The 18,403-nt window shown below is 70.9% G+C and carries 17 protein-coding genes and 3 pseudogenes; 14 read left to right on the top strand and 6 right to left on the bottom strand.

The window, feature by feature from the left end; translation table 11 throughout:
- Window positions 1–77: 77 nt before the first annotated feature.
- A complete protein-coding gene (locus LNW71_RS00660) occupies window positions 78–935 on the bottom strand; it encodes a hypothetical protein (protein ID WP_250966413.1) in 858 nt (285 codons plus the stop codon).
- A 134-nt stretch (window positions 936–1,069) separates the two neighbouring features.
- Here LNW71_RS00660 and LNW71_RS00655 point away from each other — a divergent pair, with 134 nt between their 5' ends.
- Together LNW71_RS00655 and LNW71_RS00650 are read left to right on the top strand one after the other, a co-directional pair.
- Entirely contained in the window at window positions 1,070–2,086 is a 1,017-nt protein-coding gene (locus LNW71_RS00655; protein WP_250966412.1) for a GlxA family transcriptional regulator, read from the top strand.
- 21 nt (window positions 2,087–2,107) lie between these two features.
- Complete coding sequence (locus LNW71_RS00650; protein WP_250966411.1) at window positions 2,108–2,743, top strand: DJ-1/PfpI family protein; 636 nt, start codon at window positions 2,108–2,110, stop codon at window positions 2,741–2,743.
- A 10-nt stretch (window positions 2,744–2,753) separates the two neighbouring features.
- On the opposite strand, the gene LNW71_RS00645 is transcribed toward LNW71_RS00650, so the two are convergent.
- Window positions 2,754–3,512: an enoyl-CoA hydratase/isomerase family protein gene (locus LNW71_RS00645; protein ID WP_250966410.1), complete on the bottom strand. Its 759-nt coding sequence runs from the start codon at window positions 3,510–3,512 to the stop codon at window positions 2,754–2,756.
- 80 nt (window positions 3,513–3,592) lie between these two features.
- Here LNW71_RS00645 and LNW71_RS00640 point away from each other — a divergent pair, with 80 nt between their 5' ends.
- Together LNW71_RS00640 and LNW71_RS00635 are read left to right on the top strand one after the other, a co-directional pair.
- The gene (locus LNW71_RS00640; protein ID WP_250966409.1) at window positions 3,593–4,216 is read left to right on the top strand and encodes an HdeD family acid-resistance protein; all 624 of its coding nucleotides are present in this window, start codon (window positions 3,593–3,595) and stop codon (window positions 4,214–4,216) included.
- A gap of 134 nt (window positions 4,217–4,350) precedes the next feature.
- The gene (locus tag LNW71_RS00635) at window positions 4,351–4,806 is read left to right on the top strand and encodes an ATP-binding protein (protein ID WP_250966408.1); all 456 of its coding nucleotides are present in this window, start codon (window positions 4,351–4,353) and stop codon (window positions 4,804–4,806) included.
- Between the two features lie 22 nt (window positions 4,807–4,828).
- Here the strand turns inward: LNW71_RS00635 and idi are convergent, their stop codons facing one another.
- The 4 genes from idi to galE all read right to left on the bottom strand — a co-directional run bounded on the left by idi (window position 4,829) and on the right by galE (window position 8,480).
- Entirely contained in the window at window positions 4,829–5,422 is a 594-nt protein-coding gene (idi, locus tag LNW71_RS00630; protein WP_250966407.1) for an isopentenyl-diphosphate Delta-isomerase, read from the bottom strand.
- 148 nt (window positions 5,423–5,570) lie between these two features.
- A complete protein-coding gene (locus LNW71_RS00625; RefSeq protein ID WP_250966406.1) occupies window positions 5,571–6,140 on the bottom strand; it encodes a GNAT family N-acetyltransferase in 570 nt (189 codons plus the stop codon).
- Window positions 6,141–6,387: 247 nt separating this feature from the next.
- Window positions 6,388–7,329 carry a cation diffusion facilitator family transporter gene (locus LNW71_RS00620; protein ID WP_250966405.1) on the bottom strand — a complete coding sequence of 314 codons (942 nt, stop codon included), beginning with the start codon at window positions 7,327–7,329 and terminating at the stop codon, window positions 6,388–6,390.
- A 167-nt stretch (window positions 7,330–7,496) separates the two neighbouring features.
- On the bottom strand, window positions 7,497–8,480 hold the full coding sequence (gene galE / locus LNW71_RS00615) for a UDP-glucose 4-epimerase GalE (RefSeq protein ID WP_250966404.1): 984 nt from the start codon (window positions 8,478–8,480) through the stop codon (window positions 7,497–7,499).
- Between the two features lie 414 nt (window positions 8,481–8,894).
- Between galE and LNW71_RS00610 the strand changes: the two genes are divergently transcribed.
- The 10 genes and pseudogenes from LNW71_RS00610 to LNW71_RS36735 form a co-directional block, all read left to right on the top strand.
- Window positions 8,895–10,541: a DUF5941 domain-containing protein gene (locus tag LNW71_RS00610; protein ID WP_250971849.1), complete on the top strand. Its 1,647-nt coding sequence runs from the start codon at window positions 8,895–8,897 to the stop codon at window positions 10,539–10,541.
- Entirely contained in the window at window positions 10,538–11,275 is a 738-nt protein-coding gene (locus tag LNW71_RS00605; RefSeq protein WP_250966403.1) for a phosphocholine cytidylyltransferase family protein, read from the top strand. Before LNW71_RS00610 ends, LNW71_RS00605 begins: the two co-directional genes overlap by 4 nt.
- On the top strand, window positions 11,263–12,324 hold the full coding sequence (locus LNW71_RS00600; RefSeq protein WP_250966402.1) for an iron-containing alcohol dehydrogenase family protein: 1,062 nt from the start codon (window positions 11,263–11,265) through the stop codon (window positions 12,322–12,324). Before LNW71_RS00605 ends, LNW71_RS00600 begins: the two co-directional genes overlap by 13 nt.
- Window positions 12,302–13,081: a CDP-alcohol phosphatidyltransferase family protein gene (locus LNW71_RS00595; RefSeq protein ID WP_123466356.1), complete on the top strand. Its 780-nt coding sequence runs from the start codon at window positions 12,302–12,304 to the stop codon at window positions 13,079–13,081. Before LNW71_RS00600 ends, LNW71_RS00595 begins: the two co-directional genes overlap by 23 nt.
- 8 nt (window positions 13,082–13,089) lie before the next feature.
- Entirely contained in the window at window positions 13,090–13,962 is an 873-nt protein-coding gene (locus LNW71_RS00590) for a glycosyltransferase (RefSeq protein WP_250971848.1), read from the top strand.
- Window positions 13,963–14,068: 106 nt separating this feature from the next.
- Window positions 14,069–14,996: pseudogene (locus LNW71_RS00585) on the top strand (ABC transporter permease).
- Window positions 14,989–15,774, top strand: a complete 786-nt coding sequence (locus tag LNW71_RS00580; protein WP_250966401.1) for an ABC transporter ATP-binding protein — start codon at window positions 14,989–14,991, stop codon at window positions 15,772–15,774. The pseudogene LNW71_RS00585 and the gene LNW71_RS00580 overlap by 8 nt, the downstream one beginning before the upstream one ends.
- 444 nt (window positions 15,775–16,218) lie before the next feature.
- Window positions 16,219–17,138 (top strand): annotated as a pseudogene (hpnC, locus tag LNW71_RS00575) (squalene synthase HpnC).
- A 29-nt stretch (window positions 17,139–17,167) separates the two neighbouring features.
- Window positions 17,168–18,088, top strand: a complete 921-nt coding sequence (gene hpnD, locus LNW71_RS00570) for a presqualene diphosphate synthase HpnD (RefSeq protein WP_250966400.1) — start codon at window positions 17,168–17,170, stop codon at window positions 18,086–18,088.
- Window positions 18,089–18,207: 119 nt separating this feature from the next.
- Window positions 18,208–18,387, top strand: a pseudogene (locus LNW71_RS36735) (FAD-dependent oxidoreductase); the annotation flags it as partial.
- Between the last annotated feature and the right edge of the window lie 16 nt (window positions 18,388–18,403).

The raw sequence follows: 18,403 nt of genomic DNA, 5'->3' as shown, positions 1-18,403 counted from the left end.
GTACCGGGCGGCGACCGGGGCTCCCTTACCGGATCAGGCCCGGCTCGCGAGCCCGGGCATGATCCGAACGGGAGTCCCTAGCCCTTCAGGTCCGCCGGAAACGCGCCCGCCGCCATCGCCGTGCGGAGGAACCCGCCCGCCAGCTCGGTCAGCCGGGCCACTCCCGCACCGCCCAGATGCTCGTACGGGGCCAGGTCCAGCCGGTCCGTGGTCTCCTCGAGCCCGGCCCGCAGGGCAGTGCCCGCCTCCGTCAACTCGCCTTCGGCGGTGAGCAGTCCGCGGTCGCGCAGCCGTGCGGAGGCGTCCTCCCAGTCGCTGCGGCGCCAGCCGCGGGTGGACAGGATCCAGCGCGGCGACATGCCCTTACTGGTGGCCGAGTGGCTGACCAGGGCCTCGACCGGGTCGAGCTCGGCGGCGAGAAGGGCGACGAGGTGGGCGTCACCGCGGTGCTCACGCAGCAGGGTCGCGGCATGCCAGTACGCGAGGTGCGGCTGCTCCGGCACCGGAAGATCGGCGTGTGCCGCGTACAACGGCCGGGCGTGTCGCGTGCAGGCCTCGGCGGCGTGCAGTGCCAGCCGGGCGGCCTCGGCCAGCTCGGGGGAGGCGATGATCTCCTCGCCGAGGAGCCGGCGCAGCGTGGAGTCGGCGGCCCGCAGCCGCGCCGCCAGGACCGCCTCGGGCGAGGCGATGTCCCAGACGGCGGGCAGGTGCCTGGCCACGAGCTCATGGTTGAAGTTGTAGAAGGTCGCGGTGACCGTACCGGGGCCGACAGCGCCGAAAGCGGCTCCGCGCGAGGCGAAGTACGCGGCAGAGGGATCCTCGATCCCGATCCCGCCGAGCTCCTTCCCGAGGTCGGGGGAGAAGTAGAGCGCGGAGTGCAGAGGGTTGACGGCGTTGTGGCAGCGGCGTCCGGCACGGGGCGGCAGAGTACTCATGCCTGCACGTTACCGACTGGTCGGTACGGGTCGGAACCCCGGGGCACGGGTGAGGTGCACCGCACCCCGCCATGGCAGGAAAGGTGGGGATTGCGTCATTGCGGCCATCCGCGAGGCCGCCGAGGATGGCAGGCATGAAGCAGCGATCCGTGCTCGTCGTCCTCTTCGACGGCATCCAGAGCCTCGATGTGAGCGGGCCGATGGAGGTCTTCGCCGGCGCCTCCCGGCTCCCGGAGGCCTCGTACGAGCTGCGCACCGCCTCGCTGGACGGCGCCCCGGTCCGCTCGTCCAGCGGCCTCGTCCTGGTCCCCGACGGCAGCCTCGCCGATGCCGAACCGCCCCACACCCTGCTCGTCCCCGGCGGCCAGGGCACGCGTGACCCCGCCCCGGCCCTGGTGGACTGGCTGCGCGAGCACGCCCCGCACGCCGAACGCCTCGTCTCCGTGTGCAGCGGCGCCCTGCTGCTCGCCGCCGCCGGGCAGCTGGACGGGCACCGGGTGACCACGCACTGGATGCTCTGCGACCACCTGGCGCGCACCTATCCGCAGGTCGAGGTCGATCCGGAGCCCATCTTCGTACGCGACGGCAGACTGGCCACCTCCGCCGGAGTCACCGCGGGCATCGACCTCGCGCTGGCACTCGTCGAGGAGGACCACGGCCGGCACGTGGCGCTCACCGTCGCCCGGCACCTGGTCGTCTTTCTGCGCAGGCCCGGGAGCCAGGCGCAGTTCAGCGCCCAGCTCACCGCCCAGACGGCCCGCCGCGAACCGCTGCGCGAGGTCCAGCACTGGATCACCGAGCACCCGGGCGAGGACCTCTCAGTCGAGGCGCTCGCGGCCCGCGCCCGCCTCTCGCCGCGCCACTTCGCCCGCGCCTTCCACACGGAGACCGGCATGACGCCTGGCCGGTACGTCGACCGGGTCCGTCTGGAACAGGCGCGCCGGCTCCTGGAGGACACCACCGACGGTGTCGCCCGGATCTCACGGACGTGCGGCTACGGCACGCCGGAGGCGATGCGCCGCGCGTTCGTCAAGGCCCTGGGCACGTCACCGGCCGAATACCGCAGACGGTTCAGCTCCCGGCCCGCCGGCGAACCCCTCGCCCGGCCCCTTCCCACCGCACCTCTCGCCACCGCACCCGTCAGTCACTGACCCGAAGGCAGGCAGCCGCCCATGCAGATCGCCATCCTCCTCTTCGACCGCTTCACCGCCCTCGACGCCGTCGGACCCTACGAGATCCTGTCCCGGGCGCCCGGCGCCGAGACCGTCTTCGTCGCCGAGCGGACCGGCCCGGTGCGCAACGAGAGCGGCAGCCTGGCACTGGTCGCCGACCGGGCGCTCGACGACGTCCCGGCGCCCGATCTGGTGATCGTTCCCGGCGGCCCCGGCCAGAGCGCCCAGATGGAGAACGAGACCCTGCTCGACTGGCTGCGCACGGCCGATGCCACCAGTACCTGGACGACCTCCGTCTGCACCGGCTCCCTGCTGCTCGCGGCCGCCGGGCTCCTGACGGGGCGGCGGGCCACCTCGCACTGGCTGGCCCTCGACAGGCTGAGGGAGCACGGCGTCGAGCCGACCGGCGAACGCGTGGTCATCGACGGCAAGTACGTCACCGCCGCGGGCGTCTCCTCCGGCATCGACATGGGCCTCACCCTGCTCGGCCGGATCGCGGGCGACCGGCACGCCCAGTCCGTGCAACTGCTCACCGAGTACGACCCGCAGCCGCCCTACGAGGCCGGATCCCCCGAGAAGGCACCGGCCGAACTGGTTCAGGAGTGGCGCGACAAGAGCCGTTTCGTCATGCGGTAACCGGGCGCGGTCACGGCAGGGAAGGCCAGGTGAAGCGCGGTGCGCGCCGCTCCAGGAAGGCGGCGACGCCCTCCGCGGTGTCGCCGCTGCGCCGCGCCTGGTCCGCCCAGTGCGCGTCGCGGTCCGTCCGCCCGGTGGCGAACTCCTTGGCAGCCGCCTGGGTGAGCTGTGAACGGGACACCAGGGTCCGTACGTACGCCTCGACCCGCTTGTCCAGCTCGCCGGCGGGCAGCACCTCGTCGATCAGACCGGTGCGCAGCGCCCGTTCCGTGCCGATCAGCTCACCGGAGAACAGCAGGTGCTTCGCCGTCGCGGGGCCGGTCAGCGCGACCAGCCGGCGGGTCGACGACGCGGCGTAGACGATCCCGAGTTTGGCGGGGGTGACGCCGAACGACGCACCCTCCTCGGCGAACCGCAGATCGCAGGCGGCCGCGAGCTGGCTGCCCCCGCCCACGCAGTAGCCGCGCACCGCGGCGAGCGTCGGCCGGGGGAAGGTGGCCAGCGCCTCCTCGGCCGCCACGGCGAGTCCCTGCGGGGCGCCCGAGGGGTCGCGGAGCGAGGAGATGTCCGCCCCGGCGCAGAAGGTGTCCCCGGCGCCGGTCAGCACCAGCGCGCGCACCGAGGTGTCGGCGGCGAGCTGTTCCAGCAGCCCGGGCAGTGACAACCACATGGCCGCCGTCATCGCGTTGCGCTTGGCGGGGTTGTTGATGACGACTATGGCGACGCCGTCCGCGACGGTGTGATCGAGCCGGGGTTCCGTACGGTCCATGCGCCGGATGCTATCGGCACTGTTCGAACCTATGATCAGGGAGGGGCCGCGAAGCACGCACGCACCCCGAGGAGCCTGTGGTGGCCGATCCCGCGAAAGAAGGCAGGAAGCTCAGCCGCAGTTTCGGCGGCCTTGCCCTGCTCGGCATTGTCCTCGTCGTCGCCGGTCTGGTCGGACTCGTCTACACCGGGGTCGCGACGCTCACCTCGATGATCCTCTTCGGCTGGCTGCTGCTGATCGGCGGCCTGGTCGGGCTGCTCCACGCGGTCCAGTCGCGCGGGACCAGCTACTTCTGGCTGGGCGTGGTGGTCGCCGCGCTGAACATCGCCGCCGGAGTAGTCGTCATCCGCCACCCCCACGGCACAGCCGAGGCGCTGACCATGTTCGCCGCGCTGCTCTTCCTGACCGGTGGGGTGTTCCGCCTGGTCGGCAGTGTCGTGGTGCGCGGGCCGCAGTTCGGCTGGACTCTCCTGCAGGGCGCCTTCGGCCTGCTGCTGGGCCTGCTGGTCCTCTTCGACTGGCCCCACAGCAGCCTCTACGTGCTCGGCTGCTTCTTCTCGCTCGCCCTGCTCTTCGACGGACTAGGGCTCATCGCCATCGGTGTCGGCGGCCGCCGGATCGTCTCGATGGTGTCGGATCAGATGGCACCCGGGGAGGAGCCGGACCAGGCTGCGGGAGAAGGCCAAAAGCGGTCCGACAACTGACACGCTCGCAGCTATTCGGTCAAGTTGCGCCGATAGAAGTCGACTTCTGTTCAGTGGTACGGACCGGACCAACTACGCCCCGCACCCTGTACTCGACGTGCAGTCACCATCGAGTGGAGAGCGGGTACCGGTCTATGGAGAGCCGCGGGAGTGTCCCTGCCCGGCCCGTGTCGTACGAAGGGGTCTGGCGGTTCACCGCCCCGGCCACGGACGTCTCCGTACCCCAGGCCCGGCACGCCGTACGGGACCTGCTGGAGCGCCAGGGCGTGCCCCTGGACGACGACATCGCCCAGGGGCTGCTGCTCATCGTCTCCGAGCTGGTCACCAACGCCGTGAAGCACGCGGCGCTGCTCTCCCCGGAGCTCGCGGTGGAGGTGGCCGTGGGCGCCGAATGGATCAGGGTGTCCGTCGAGGACAACCATCCGTACCGCCCGACGGCGCTGGAGACGGACTACGCGCAGACGGGCGGGCGCGGGCTGCTGCTGGTCCGGGAGATCACCCGGGAGGCGGGCGGCACCTGCGACGTGGAGCACACCGCGGGCGGCGGAAAGGTCATCTGGGCGGCGCTGCCGCTCAGCAGCCACCTCTGACCCTTCCGCGCCGCCGGCCGCCCTACCAGCCGGCGGACGGGCCGGTCAGCTCGCGGACCGCGGGCCTTGCGGCATCCAGCACCGTCATGAACCAGGCCGAGAACGGCGCCCTGGCATGCCGTTCGGTCAGTTCGGCGGCCGACACGAAAGCCGTCTCGCCCACCTCCTCCGGGTCCGGCCGCAGCTGCTCCTGCGCCATGCCCACGAAGAGGTGGTTGAACTCCTGCTCCACCAGACCCGAGGCCGGGTCAGGGTGGTTGTAGCGGACGGTGCCCGCCTCGGCCAGCAGCGAGGGGGAGATGCCCAGCTCCTCGTACGTCCGGCGGGCTGCGGCGGCGAAGGGCGCCTCGCCCGGATACGGGTGACCGCAACAGGTGTTGGACCAGACACCGGGGGAGTGGTACTTGCCCAGGGCGCGCTGCTGCAGCAGCAGCCGGCCCTGCTCGTCGAAGAGGAACACGGAGAACGCCCGGTGCAGTTGGCCGGGCGCCTGGTGGGCGGCGAGCTTCTCCGCCGTGCCGATGGTGGTGCCGTTCTCGTCGACCAGTTCGAGCATGATCGCTTCTGCTGTGCCGTTCGACGAGCTGTTCGCCGCGGTGGCTGGTGTGGTCGGCATACCCATCCTTCGCTGTGGTCCCGGCCCCGTGCGCCGGTCCCGTCGAGTCTGCTCAAGTCTGCCGTACAAAAGCGGCTTGTCCGCACTTCGGGTGCTGGCATGTCCGGCCCCGCCCCGCCGGCCGGGGGCGGCGGGGCCGGACGGCGCGTCAGACCCCGAACGCCGCCGGGTACTGAATCGTGCCCGGGGGAACAGGCACGGAATCATCGAGGACCAGGGCCATCATCGCCTCGTCGGGCACCTCGAAGTCTGGCCGGATCCCGTACCCCGACGCGCGTTCGAAGCCGAACCTCGGGTAGTACTCCGGATGACCGAGCACCAGGACCAGCGGCTCCCCTCGCCGCCGCGCCGCGTCGAGCACGGCGTGCACCACGGCCTGCCCGGCGCCCCGGCGTTGATGTTCCGGGGCCGTGGCCACCGGGGCCAGCGCCAGTGCCGGCGCGCCCCCGACCAGGCAGCGGGTGAGCAGGGCGAAGGCGGCCACGGATCCGTCGGCCGCCTCCGCGACGTAGGAGAGGCCCGGCAGCCAGGCGGCGGCGTCCTCGCGGAGCGCGTCCACCAGATCGGCCTCGGCGTGCGTCGGGAACGCGGCCGCGTTGACCGCGTGCACCGCGCGGACGTCCGTCGCCGTCTCCGGGCGGGTCGTCCAGAGGCCGCCGGTACCGGCAGCCGGCCGCACCGGGCCGGGGCCCCGGGAGGGAGATGCTGTGTCGTGCATGGAGTGATCGTTGTCGCTCAACGTGGGAAATCCTTGGGTGAGCGGGCTCCGTTGGCGCTGACCCACCGGGGATTACGGGACAGCCGTCAGCCGGGGACCCTGGAAGTGAAGCAGGACCGGGTGGTGCGCCGGGCAGGCGCGGTGGCGACGGTCATCAACCCCAGCTCCTCTCGGTCGCGGATCTCACGCGGGCACAGGCTCGTACACCTCTGCGAAAACCCTACACCGCCGGTCCTGACGCCCTCGGTCAGTGGCAGAGCTTCGCCTCGTGCTCCGCGTGCCCGCTCGGCTCCAGCTGGAAGGTGCAGTGCTCGACGTCGAAGTGGTCGCCGAGGCAGCCCTGCAGCTCGTGCAGGAGCTTCTCGTGCCCGATCGAGTCGAGCAGCTCCTGATGCACCACCACATGGGCGGAGAGCACCGGCATGCCCGAGGTGATCGTCCAGGCGTGCAGGTCATGCACGTCCAGCACTCCGGGCAGGGCCGTGATGTGGTCGCGTACCTCGCTCATGTCCACGCCCTGGGGCGCCGACTCCAGCAGGACGTTCAGCGTCTCCCTGAGCAGCTTCACCGTACGTGGAACGATCATGAGCCCGATGACCAGCGAGGCGATCGGGTCCGCCGCCTGCCAGCCGGTGGCCAGGATGATGCCCGCCGACACCAGCACGGTGACCGAACCGAGGGTGTCCGCGAGCACCTCCAGATAGGCGCCGCGCACATTGAGGCTGTCCTTGCGCCCGCGGGTCAGCAGGGACAGCGACACCAGGTTCGCGACCAGGCCGACCAGGGCGAAGGCGATCGTCAGGCCGCCCCTGGTCCCGGTCGGGGTGATGAAGCGCTCCACCGCCTCGAAGAGGAGGTAGCCGCCCACCCCGAGCAGCAGCAGACAGTTGGCCAGCGCGGCGAGGATCTCGGCACGGGCGTAGCCGAAGGTGCGGTTCGGTCCGGCAGGCTTGTTGGCGAAGTGGATGGCGAGCAGGGCCATGCCGAGCCCCAGGGCGTCGGTCGCCATGTGGGCCGCGTCGGCGATCAGCGCGAGGGAGCCGGACAGCAGCCCCCCGACGATCTCCATGACCGTCACGGTGAGCGTGATGTACAGCGCGATCCGCAGGCGTCCCTTGTACGCGGCGGCCGCGGTGCCCGTGGGTGCGGGCCCGCCGTGCGTATGTCCGTGATCGTGCCCAGCCCCCATGGGGACGCCTCCCGGTCGTCTCGCGGAATCGGGCGCGCTCGCCCGAGTACTGCCAGTGAACTACGGGCGGGGGGTATCGGGCAACACGGCAGTGAACACCGTTGTCAACTGCTCTGACCTGCGGAAATGGCCGCAGGTCAGCGCAGTGGCCCGACAGCCGGGGCAGCTCATGGAGCGGTCGTGCCGGGGTGGTGCAACTGCCAGCCCTGCCAGGCCGACCCGACCATCTCGCGCACCCCGCGCCGGGCCGTCCAGCCCAGCTCCCCGGAGATCCGCTCGCAGGACGCGACGGCCTTCGACGCGTCCCCGGCCCGGCGCGGCTCGACCTCGGGCTTCCGGTCGATACCGGTGATCTCCGCCACCAGATCCGCCAGCTCGCGCACCGAGACGCCCTCGCCGCGGCCGATGTTCACGGTCAGGTCGCCGGGGACGTCCTGCGCGGCCAGCTGCCGGGCGACGGCCAGGTGCGCGTCGGCCAGGTCGGCCACGTGGATGTAGTCGCGGATGCAGGTGCCGTCGGGGGTGGCGTAGTCGTCACCGAAGATCCGCGGGGCCTCACCGCGGGTGAGCCGGTCGAAGAACATCGGAATCACGTTGAAGACACCGGTGTCCGACAGTTCCGGCCCGGCGGCGCCGGCCACGTTGAAGTAGCGCAGACAGCCGGTCGACAGCCCGTGCGCCTTCCCGGCCGCCCGGACCAGCCACTCCCCGGCGAGCTTGGTCTCACCGTACGGATTGATCGGGACGCAAGGAGCCTCCTCGGTGATCAGCTCCGCCTCCGGTACGCCGTAGACCGCGGCCGAGGAGGAGAACAGGAAGCGCCGCACGCCGGCGGCCACGACGGCCTCCAGCAGGACGGTCAGCCCGCCGACGTTCTCCCGGTAGTACAGGAGCGGCTTCTCGACGGACTCGCCGACCTGCTTCTTCGCTGCGAGATGGACCACACCCGTCACCGCGTGCTCCGCCAGCACCCGGTCCAGCAGTGCGCGGTCGGCCGCCGAGCCCCGGACCAGCGGGACGTCGTCCGGCAGCCGGTCCGGATTGCCGGAGGAGAGGTCATCGACCACGACCACCCGCTCGCCGGCCTCCTTCATGGCCCGCACCACGTGTGCCCCGATATATCCGGCCCCGCCTGTGATCAGCCATGTCATGCGGGCCAGCCTAAGGGCTGTCCCACCGCGTTTTGTCAGGCGAGGCGGCCATCGACGATGATGATCGCGGACGGCGCCGCATGATCCCGGTCCGCCCGGAACGGAGCATAAACGGGCAGTGAACTCCCGCTTCCGTTCATCCGATAGCCTCTGCCGACATGCCGCCGGCCCGCATCGGGGCCGCACTGTCGCGCGCCGACCCGTGTCAGCACCAAGGAGTGAGTTCGTCTGTCGACCGCCATTCTCACAGGTGCTCCGGTACCCGGATCGTCCATCGAGGACGATCTGCGATCACTGGGCTTCGACGTACAGGCCGCCGCCGATGTCAGCGAAGCTGCCCGGCTGCTGTCCGCCGTCCCCACCGACAGCCGGGTCGCACTCGTCGACCCCCGCTTCGTCGGCCATGTCCACGCCCTGCGGCTCGGACTGACCGACCCCCGCTTCCCCGCCGCCGCCGTTCCCGGCGCGCTCACCGCGCAGCCCGAGGCACGACCCGCGCTGGTCCGCGCACTGCGCAGCACCACCGAGGCGGTCGGCGCCGGCGTCCCCACCGGACCGCCCGGCAGCACCGTCGCGGTCGAGGACCGCACCGTGCCCGGCCGGCTCGCCGCCACGATGGACGCCGAGGGCACCCCCGTGCAGCGCCCGGAGCTCGGCTCGCTCGTCGCGGCAGTGCCGGTGGACGAGGCCGCACGCACCATCGCTCTCTCCGGTGTCGCCGCCGTCGACGACGAGGCGGTCCGGCTGCGCAGCGCCGTGAAGGCCCGCGACGGCTTCTTCACCACCTACTGCATCAGCCCCTACTCGCGCTACCTCGCCCGCTGGTGCGCGCGCCGCGGGTTCACCCCGAACCAGGTCACGACCGCCTCCCTGCTGACCGCGCTGATCGCGGCCGGCTGCGCGGCCACCGGCACCCGGGGCGGGTACGTCGCAGCGGGCCTGCTGCTGCTCTTCTCCTTCGTCCTGGACTGCACGGACGGGCAGCTCGCCCGTTACTCGCTGCAGTACTCGACGATGGGCGCCTGGCTGGACGCCACCTTCGACCGCGCCAAGGAGTACGCCTACTACGCCGGCCTGGCACTCGGCGCCGCCCGTGGTGGCGACGACGTCTGGGCCCTGGCGCTCGGCGCGATGGTGCTGCAGTCCTGCCGTCACGTCATCGACTTCTCGTTCAACGAGGCGAACCACGACGCGGTGGCGAACTCGAGCCCCACGGCCGCGCTCTCCGACAAGCTCGACAGCGTCGGCTGGACGGTCTGGCTGCGCCGGATGATCGTGCTCCCGATCGGCGAGCGCTGGGCGATGATCGCCGTACTGACCGCGGTGACCACCCCGCGGATCGTCTTCTACGCCCTGCTCGTCGGCTGCAGTTTCGCGGCCTGCTACACCACCGCCGGCCGGCTGCTGCGCTCCCTGACACGCAAGGCGAGCCGCACCGACCGGGCCGCCCAGGCACTGGCGGACCTCGCCGACTCCGGACCGCTCGCCCAGCTCGTGGCGGCCCGCGGTCCCCGGATCCCGGGCGCCTGGACCGCGCCGGTGGTGGCCGTCGTCGGCGCCGGCGCGCTGGTCGCCGCCGCACTGCTGCAGCCGTTCGGCAGCCGCCAGATGATCATCGCCGCGGTCTTCTACGTGGTGTGCTCCGGCATAGCCGTGGCCCGCCCCCTCAAGGGCGCGCTCGACTGGCTCGTACCCCCGGTCTTCCGGGCGGCCGAATACTGCACGGTCCTCGCCCTGGCCGCCCGCAGCGACATCGACGGCGCGCTTCCCGCGGCCTTCGGACTCGTGTCGGCCGTCGCCTACCATCACTACGACACGGTGTACCGCATTCGAGGCGGCACCGGCGCGCCGCCCCAGTGGCTGGTGCGCACGATCGGCGGGCACGAGGGCCGGACCCTGGTGGTGGCCGTGCTCGCCGCCGTACTCACCGGAGCGTCGGGCTTCACCGTGGCACTCACCGCTCTCGCAGTGGCCGTGGCACTGGTCGTGCTGGTGGAGTCCATCCGCTTCTGGGTGTCCTCCGGGGCACCCGCCGTTCACGACGAAGGAGAACCCGCATGATCGGCCTCGTACTGGCAGCCGGCGCAGGAAGGCGTCTGCGCCCCTACACCGACACGCTCCCCAAGGCGCTCGTGCCGGTGGACGGCGAGAAGACCGTCCTGGATCTCACGCTGGCCAACTTCGCGGAGATCGGGCTCACCGAGGTCGCGATCGTCGTCGGCTACCGCAAGGAAGCGGTCTACGACCGCAAGGCCGAGCTGGAGGCCAAGTACGGCCTGAAGCTCACCCTCGTCGACAACGACAAGGCCGAGGAGTGGAACAACGCCTACTCCCTGTGGTGCGCCCGTGAGGTCCTCAAGCGCGGCGTGATCCTCGCCAACGGCGACACCGTGCACCCGGTCTCCGTCGAGCGGACCCTGCTGGACGCCCGCGGCAAGGGCCAGAAGATCATCCTCGCCCTCGACACGGTGAAGAACCTCGCCGACGAGGAGATGAAGGTCATCACCGAAGGTGACAAGGGCGTTCAGCGGATCACGAAGCTGATGGACCCGGCCACCGCCACCGGCGAGTACATCGGTGTCACCCTCATCGAGGCCGAGGCCGCCGAGGAGCTCGCCGACGCACTCAAGGCGACCTTCGAGCGCGACCCGGACCTCTACTACGAGGACGGCTACCAGGAGCTCGTCAACCGCGGCTTCACCGTCGACGTGGCCCCCATCGGCGAGGTGACCTGGGTCGAGATCGACAACCACGACGACCTCGCGAAGGGCAGGGAGATCGCGTGCCAGTACTGACCCGGCTCATTCCCTCCCCGGTCTTCGTCGACATCAGCCGGGGCGCCATGGACGACCTGGCCGGTCTCCTCGCCGACCAGCGGATCTCCGCCTCGGGCAAGCTCGCGATCGCGATCAGCGAGGGCTCGGGACAGGCCCTGCGCGAGAAGCTCGCCCCCGCCCTGCCGGGCGCCGACTGGTACTGCGTGGCGGGCGGCAACATCGACGCCGCCGTGCAGCTGGCCGACGACATCAAGGGCAAGCGCTACGACGCCGTGGTCGGCCTCGGCGGCGGCAAGATCATCGACGTGGCGAAGTACGCCGCGGCCCGGGTCGGCCTGCCGCTGGTCTCGGTCGCCACGAACCTCGCCCACGACGGCCTGTGCTCACCCGTCGCGACGCTCGACAACGACAACGGCCGGGGCTCCTACGGGGTCCCGATGCCGATCGCCATGGTCATCGACCTCTCGGTGATCCGGGCGGCCCCGGACCGCTTCGTGCGCTCCGGGATCGGCGACGCGATCTCCAACATCTCGGCCATCGCCGACTGGGAGCTCTCGCACCAGGTCAACAACGAGCAGATCGACGGACTGGCCGCGGCCATGGCCCGTACCGCGGGCGAAGCGGTACTGCGCCACCCCGGCACCGTCGCCGACGACGAGTTCCTCACCGTCCTCGCCGAGTCGCTGGTGCTCTCCGGCATCGCCATCTCGATCAGCGGCGACACCCGCCCCTCGTCCGGCGCCTGCCACGAGATCAGCCACGCCTTCGACCTGCTCTTCCCCAAGCGGGCCGCGAGCCACGGCGAGCAGGTCGGCCTCGGCGCCGCCTTCGCCATGCACCTGCGCGGAGCGCACGAGGAGTCCGGGCTCTTCGCCGAGGTCCTGCGCCGGCACGGCCTGCCGGTCCGGCCCGAGGAGATCGGCTTCAGCATCGACGAATTCGTCGAGGCAGTCGCCTACGCCCCGCAGACCCGCCCGGGACGCTTCACGGTCCTGGAACACCTCAGCCTGTCCAACGACCAGATCAGGGACGCGTACGCCGACTATGCCAAGACCATCAGTAGCTGAACTTCGCCCGGTCGTTCACCCCCCGGGCGTCAAGGACCGGCGCAGCGGCGAACACTGGGCGGGCCGGATCTACATGCGCGAGGTCTCGCTGCGTGTGGACCGGTACCTGGTCAACACCAAGGTCACGCCCAACCAGCTGACCTACCTGATGACCGTCGCGGGCGTCCTCGCCGCTCCGGCCCTGCTCGTTCCGGGCATTCCCGGCGCGCTGCTCGGCGTCCTCATGGTCCAGCTCTACCTGCTGCTCGACTGCGTCGACGGCGAGCTGGCCCGCTGGAAGAAGCAGTTCTCGCTGGGCGGGGTCTACCTGGACCGGGTCGGCGCCTACCTCTGCGACGCGGCGGTGCTGGTCGGCTTCGGCCTGCGCGCCGCCGACCTGTGGGGCAACGGGCGGATCGACTGGCTGTGGGCCTTCCTGGGCACTCTCGCGGCCCTGGGCGCCATCCTGATCAAGGCCGAGACGGACCTCGTCGGGGTCGCACGCCACCAGGGCGGGCTGCCGCCGGTCAAGGAGGCGGCGTCCGAGCCGCGCTCGTCCGGCATGGCGTTCGCCCGCCGGGCCGCCGGTGCGCTCAAGTTCCACCGGCTGATCCTGTGCGTCGAGGCGTCCCTGGTGATCCTGGTCGCGGCCGTCCTGGACTCGGTCAGGGACGACCTCTTCTTCAGCCGCCTCGCGGTCGCGGTCCTGGCCGGCATCGCACTGCTGCAGACCCTCCTCCACCTCGTGTCGGTCCTGGCATCGAGCAGGCTGAAGTGAGCACCCCCATGAAAATCGGCGCGGTCATCATCACGATGGGCAACCGCCCGGCCGAGCTGCGCGCCCTCCTCGACTCGGTCGCCAAGCAGGACGGCGACCGGATCGAGGTGGTCGTCGTCGGCAACGGCTCTCCCGTACCGGACGTCCCGGCAGGCGTACGGACCGTCGAACTGCCCGAGAACCTGGGCATCCCCGGCGGCCGCAACGTCGGTATCGAGGCCTTCGGGCCGTCCGGCGCCGACGTGGACGCCCTGCTCTTCCTGGACGACGACGGCCTGCTGCCGCTCACCGACACCGCCGAGCTGTGCCGGCAGGCGTTCGAGGCCGATCCCAAGCTCGGCATCATCAGCTTCCGGATCGCCGACCCGGACACCGGCGTCACCCAGCGCCGCCACGTGCCGCGGCTGCGCGCCGCCGACCCGCTGCGTTCGTCGCGGGTGACGACGTTCCTCGGCGGCGCCAACGCCGTGCGCACCAGGGTCATCGCCGAGGTCGGCCCGCTGCCGGGCGACTTCTTCTACGCCCACGAGGAGACCGATCTGGCCTGGCGGGCGCTGGACGCCGGCTGGCTGATCGACTACCGCGCGGACATGGTCCTCAACCACCCGACCACTGCCCCGTCCCGGCACGCGGTCTACCACCGCATGGTGGCCCGCAACCGGGTCTGGCTGGCGCGTCGCAACCTGCCCGCGCCCCTGGTCCCGGTGTACCTCGGCGTGTGGCTGCTGCTGACCCTGCTCCGCAAGCCCTCGGGGCCGGCGCTGAAGGCATGGTTCGCCGGCTTCCGGGAAGGCTGGTCGACACCCTGCGGACCGCGCCGTCCGATGAAGTGGCGTACGGTGTGGCGGCTGACCAGACTCGGCCGGCCTCCGGTCATCTGAGAGGCTCGCCTCTGGGAGCATGAGGCGTATTTTTCTTGTCGGGACCTGTCCGCACTGAGCCGCGCCCGCGACTGGCTGCGCATTTTGAATACGAGAGTTTCATCTGGTGAGTGACACAACCCATGATGCTGCGGTTGCGCTGAGCACCCCGCCATCGGCCGACGACGGCCTGAGCTCCGCCGAGCTGGCCGCGAAGTACGGCCTGACGGTGAGCGGAGCCAGGCCGGGGCTCCTCGAGTACGTGCGCCAGCTCCAGGGGCGACGCCACTTCATCATGGCGTTCTCCCGGGCGAAGCTGACCGCCCAGTACAGCCAGGCCAAGCTGGGCCAGCTGTGGCAGGTGGCCACCCCGCTCCTGAACGCCGCGGTGTACTTCATCATCTTCGGCCTGATCCTCGGCACCAAGAAGGGGATCCCGCAGGAGGTCTTCATCCCGTTCCTGGTGACCGGGGTGTTCGTCTTCACCTTCACCCAGAGCTCGGTGATGGCGGGCGTCCGGGCCATCGCCGGCAACCTCGGTCTGGTGCGCGCGCTGCACTTCCCCCGTGCCTCGCTGCCCATCTCCTTCTCGCTGCAGCAGCTCCAGCAGCTGCTGTACTCGATGATCGTGCTGGTCGCCGTGACCGTCGGATTCGGCAGCTACCCCGCCTGTCGTGGCTGCTGGTCATCCCCGCCCTGGTCATGCAGTTCTTCTTCAACACCGGCCTGGCGCTGATCATGGCCAGGCTCGGCGCCAAGACCCCGACCTGGCGCAGCTGATGCCGTTCATCATGCGGACCTGGATGTACGCCTCGGGCGTCATGTTCTCCATCCCGGTGATGCTCGCGGACAAGCCGGCCTGGATCGCCGACGTGCTGCAGTACAACCCGGCGGCCATCTACATGGACCTGGTGCGGTACGCGATGATCGACGGTTACGGCTCGGAGAACCTGCCCTCGCACGTCTGGGCGGTCGGGCTGGCCTGGGCGCTCCTGGTGGGCATCGCGGGCTTCGTGTACTTCTGGAAGGCAGAGGAACGGTACGGCCGTGGCTGAGGACAACACCGGGGGGCGCATCCCCACCGTGATCGCCGACGATGTGCACGTCGTGTACCGCGTCAACGGCGGCGGCGGTGGCAAGGGCGGCGCCACCGCGGCACTGAGCCGGATACTGCGCCGCGGCAAGGGCGAGGAGCGCGGGGTGCGCAAGGTGCACGCCGTGCGCGGCGTCACCTTCACCTCCTACCGGGGCGAGGCGATCGGTCTCATCGGGACGAACGGTTCCGGCAAGTCCACCCTGCTGCGGGCCATCGCCGGTCTGCTCCCGACCGAGCACGGCAGGGTGTTCACCGACGGCCAGCCTTCGCTGCTCGGGGTGAACGCGGCGCTGATGAGCGATCTGACCGGCGAGCGCAACGTCGTCCTCGGCGGGCTCGCCATGGGGATGAGCCGCGAGGAGATCCGCGAGCGGTACCAGGACATCGTCGATTTCTCGGGCATCAACGAGAAGGGTGACTTCATCACCCTGCCGATGCGGACATACTCCTCCGGTATGGCCGCCCGGCTCCGGTTCTCGATCGCCGCCGCCAAGAACCACGACGTCCTCATGATCGACGAGGCGCTGGCCACCGGTGACCGCAAGTTCCAGATCCGTTCCGAGGCGCGCATCAGGGAGCTCCGCAAGGAGGCAGGCACCGTCTTCCTGGTCAGTCACAGCAACAAGTCGATCAGGGACACCTGCGACCGGGTGCTGTGGCTGGAGAAGGGCGAGCTGCTGATGGACGGCCCGACCGACGAGGTCCTCAAGGCGTACGAGCGGGAGACCGGTAAGTAGGGCTTCCCCGGCGCACACACCGCAGCGGCCCCTGCCGGTCCACACCGGCAGGGGCCGCTCTGCTTGTCCGGATCGTGGACCCGGCCCCGGACGTCCACGGCTCGTCGTATCCGCCCCGGCAAGATCTCCTCCCGCCGGATGACGTCAATTCACCGGCGCGCGGGGACAGTTGACACGGCGCGGCGCGCACTTGCTGTGCGCCCCGCACCCCGGCGTATCGATGAGCGTTGTACAACGTAAGCTGTACCGGTGCTGATTCGTTGCAAGTGGGGCGATACCGCCTGGAAGGACGGCCCGTAGGGGTCCTCCGCACTGGGGAGAGCGGGCGGCGTGTCCGGAATGGGTTGTTTTGGGTCAGCAGTGTAGAACGGGAGATGTGACGGCTATGACGGATGATCTCCAGCTCCGAGGTGCTCACGCCGTCCCCGTGCAGGGCGGCCCGCAGTGAGCCGTGCCCGGAAGACGCGGCTTGATTCCGCCGTACCCGGAACCCTTGACAAGGCTGCCGACGAGAATTTTCCGGTGGCCCCTTCTTCCTGCCGCGCGCCTGGCGCGACGACCTGATGGCCGTCTACGGATACGCCCGGCTCGTCGACGACATCGGCGACGGCGACCTCGCACCCGGTGGCGCCGACGCCCGGCACCTCGGTCTCGACCCCGCACAGGGCGAGGACCGGCTCGCGATGCTCGACGCACTGGAGACCGACCTGCGCCGGATCTTCGCCACCACCGGTGAGACCCCGCACCACCCCCTCCTGCAGGCCCTGCGCCCCACCGTGCGGCGCTGCTCGCTCACCCCCGAACCCTTCCTCGGCCTCATCGAGGCCAACCGGCAGGACCAGAAGATCCGCCGCTACGGGACGTACGAGGAGCTGCTCGCCTACTGCGAGCTGTCCGCCAACCCCGTCGGCCGCCTGGTCCTGCAGCTCACCGGAACCGCGAGCCCCGAACGCATCCGCCGCTCCGACGCCGTCTGCACCGCGCTGCAGATCGCCGAGCACCTCCAGGACGTCACCGAGGACCTCGGCCGCGACCGCATCTACCTGCCGGCCGACGACATGGCAAGGTTCCATGTGGCCGAATCCGACCTGGCGGCCCCCTCCGGGAGCGCGTCGGTGCGGGCGCTGATCGCGTACGAGGCGGAACGCGCCGGGGAACTGCTGAATGAAGGCACCCCTCTGGTGGGTAGCGTCCACGGCAGGCTCAAGCTGCTTCTCGCCGGATTTGTCGGAGGAGGGCGCGCCGCCCTCTCCGCGATCGCGGCCGCCGGGTTCGACGTACTGCCCGGACCGCCCAAGCCCACCACGCCCAGCCTGCTGCGCGAGGTGGGAGTTGTCTTGCGAAGAGCGCGTAGAGAGGGGTGAGCCGGACCGTGGAGGGACAGACGACGTACATGTCGGCACCGGTACAGGCCGCATACAGTTACTGCGAGGCCGTCACCGGACAGCAGGCGCGGAACTTCGCGTACGGCATCAGGCTGCTGCCGGCCGAGAAGCGACAGGCCATGTCGGCGCTGTACGCCTTCTCCCGTCGTGTCGACGACATCGGTGACGGCGAGCTGGAGCCGGAGACCAAGCGGGTCCGGCTGGAGAGCACCCGCACGCTCCTGGACCGGGTCCGGGCCGGCGCGGTCGACGAGGACGACACCGATCCGGTGGCCGTGGCACTCGCCGACGCCGCCCGCAGGTTCCCGCTGCCGCTCGGCGGGCTCGACGAGCTCATCGACGGCGTGCTGATGGACGTGCGCGGTGCGACCTACGAGACGTGGGACGACCTCAAGACCTACTGCCGGTGCGTCGCCGGCGCCATCGGCCGGCTCAGCCTGGGCGTCTTCGGTACGGAACCCGGCGCGCCCGGTGCCGAACGCGCCTCGGAGTACGCCGACACGCTCGGCCTCGCGCTCCAGCTGACCAACATCCTGCGCGACGTCCGCGAGGACGCGGCCAACGGGCGGACCTACCTGCCCGCCGACGACCTCGCCAAGTTCGGCTGCTCCGAGGGCTTCCACCGGGCCACCCCGCCGCCCGGCTCGGACTTCGCGGGCCTGGTCCACTTCGAGGTCAGGCGCGCCCGCGCCCTGTTCGCCGAGGGCTACCGGCTGCTGCCGATGCTGGACCGGCGCAGCGGTGCGTGCGTGGCGGCGATGGCCGGCATCTACCGCAGGCTCCTGGACCGGATCGAGCGCGATCCCGAGGCGGTGCTGCGCGGCCGGGTCTCGCTGCCGGGCCACGAGAAGGCGTATGTGGCGGTCCGCGGCCTGTCAGGTCTCGACGCCCGCTACATTTCGCGCCGGACGGCCAGGGGGCGTGTCTGAATGCGTCTGACGGACATCTCGCGCACCATGAGCAGCATGGATGATCAGCGCGGGCTTCGGGCAACCCCCGGCCGCACCGCTGCGTCCCTGACTGGAAAGACCTGGAGAGAGGGGGACGCATGACGGACGACGCCCCGCGTCCCTCGCGGGCGGTCGTGATCGGCGGCGGGCTCGCCGGCATCACGTCGGCCCTGCGGCTCGCCGATGCCGGGCTTGACGTGACCCTGCTCGAAGGACGGCCCCGGCTCGGCGGCCTCGCCTTCTCCTTCCGGCGCGGTGAGCTGACGGTCGACAACGGCCAGCACGTCTATCTGC

This window comes from Streptomyces sp. RKAG290, from assembly GCF_023701695.1.
Lineage (GTDB): Bacteria > Actinomycetota > Actinomycetes > Streptomycetales > Streptomycetaceae > Streptomyces.
This window is presented reverse-complemented; position numbering and strand designations above follow the sequence as displayed.

Excerpts from the sequence above, each read along its gene's own strand:
- idi (WP_250966407.1), bottom strand. The coding sequence starts at position 5,422 with ATGCCGACCACACCAGCCACCGCGGCGAACAGCTCGTCGAACGGCACA.
- LNW71_RS00635 (WP_250966408.1), top strand. The coding sequence starts at position 4,351 with ATGGAGAGCCGCGGGAGTGTCCCTGCCCGGCCCGTGTCGTACGAAGGG.
- LNW71_RS00595 (WP_123466356.1), top strand. The coding sequence starts at position 12,302 with ATGCCAAGACCATCAGTAGCTGAACTTCGCCCGGTCGTTCACCCCCCG.
- hpnD (WP_250966400.1), top strand. The coding sequence starts at position 17,168 with ATGTCGGCACCGGTACAGGCCGCATACAGTTACTGCGAGGCCGTCACC.
- LNW71_RS00645 (WP_250966410.1), bottom strand. The coding sequence starts at position 3,512 with ATGGACCGTACGGAACCCCGGCTCGATCACACCGTCGCGGACGGCGTC.
- galE (WP_250966404.1), bottom strand. The coding sequence starts at position 8,480 with ATGACATGGCTGATCACAGGCGGGGCCGGATATATCGGGGCACACGTG.
- LNW71_RS00590 (WP_250971848.1), top strand. The coding sequence starts at position 13,090 with ATGAAAATCGGCGCGGTCATCATCACGATGGGCAACCGCCCGGCCGAG.
- LNW71_RS00605 (WP_250966403.1), top strand. The coding sequence starts at position 10,538 with ATGATCGGCCTCGTACTGGCAGCCGGCGCAGGAAGGCGTCTGCGCCCC.
- LNW71_RS00625 (WP_250966406.1), bottom strand. The coding sequence starts at position 6,140 with ATGCACGACACAGCATCTCCCTCCCGGGGCCCCGGCCCGGTGCGGCCG.
- LNW71_RS00655 (WP_250966412.1), top strand. The coding sequence starts at position 1,070 with ATGAAGCAGCGATCCGTGCTCGTCGTCCTCTTCGACGGCATCCAGAGC.
- LNW71_RS00660 (WP_250966413.1), bottom strand. The coding sequence starts at position 935 with ATGAGTACTCTGCCGCCCCGTGCCGGACGCCGCTGCCACAACGCCGTC.
- LNW71_RS00620 (WP_250966405.1), bottom strand. The coding sequence starts at position 7,329 with ATGGGGGCTGGGCACGATCACGGACATACGCACGGCGGGCCCGCACCC.
- LNW71_RS00650 (WP_250966411.1), top strand. The coding sequence starts at position 2,108 with ATGCAGATCGCCATCCTCCTCTTCGACCGCTTCACCGCCCTCGACGCC.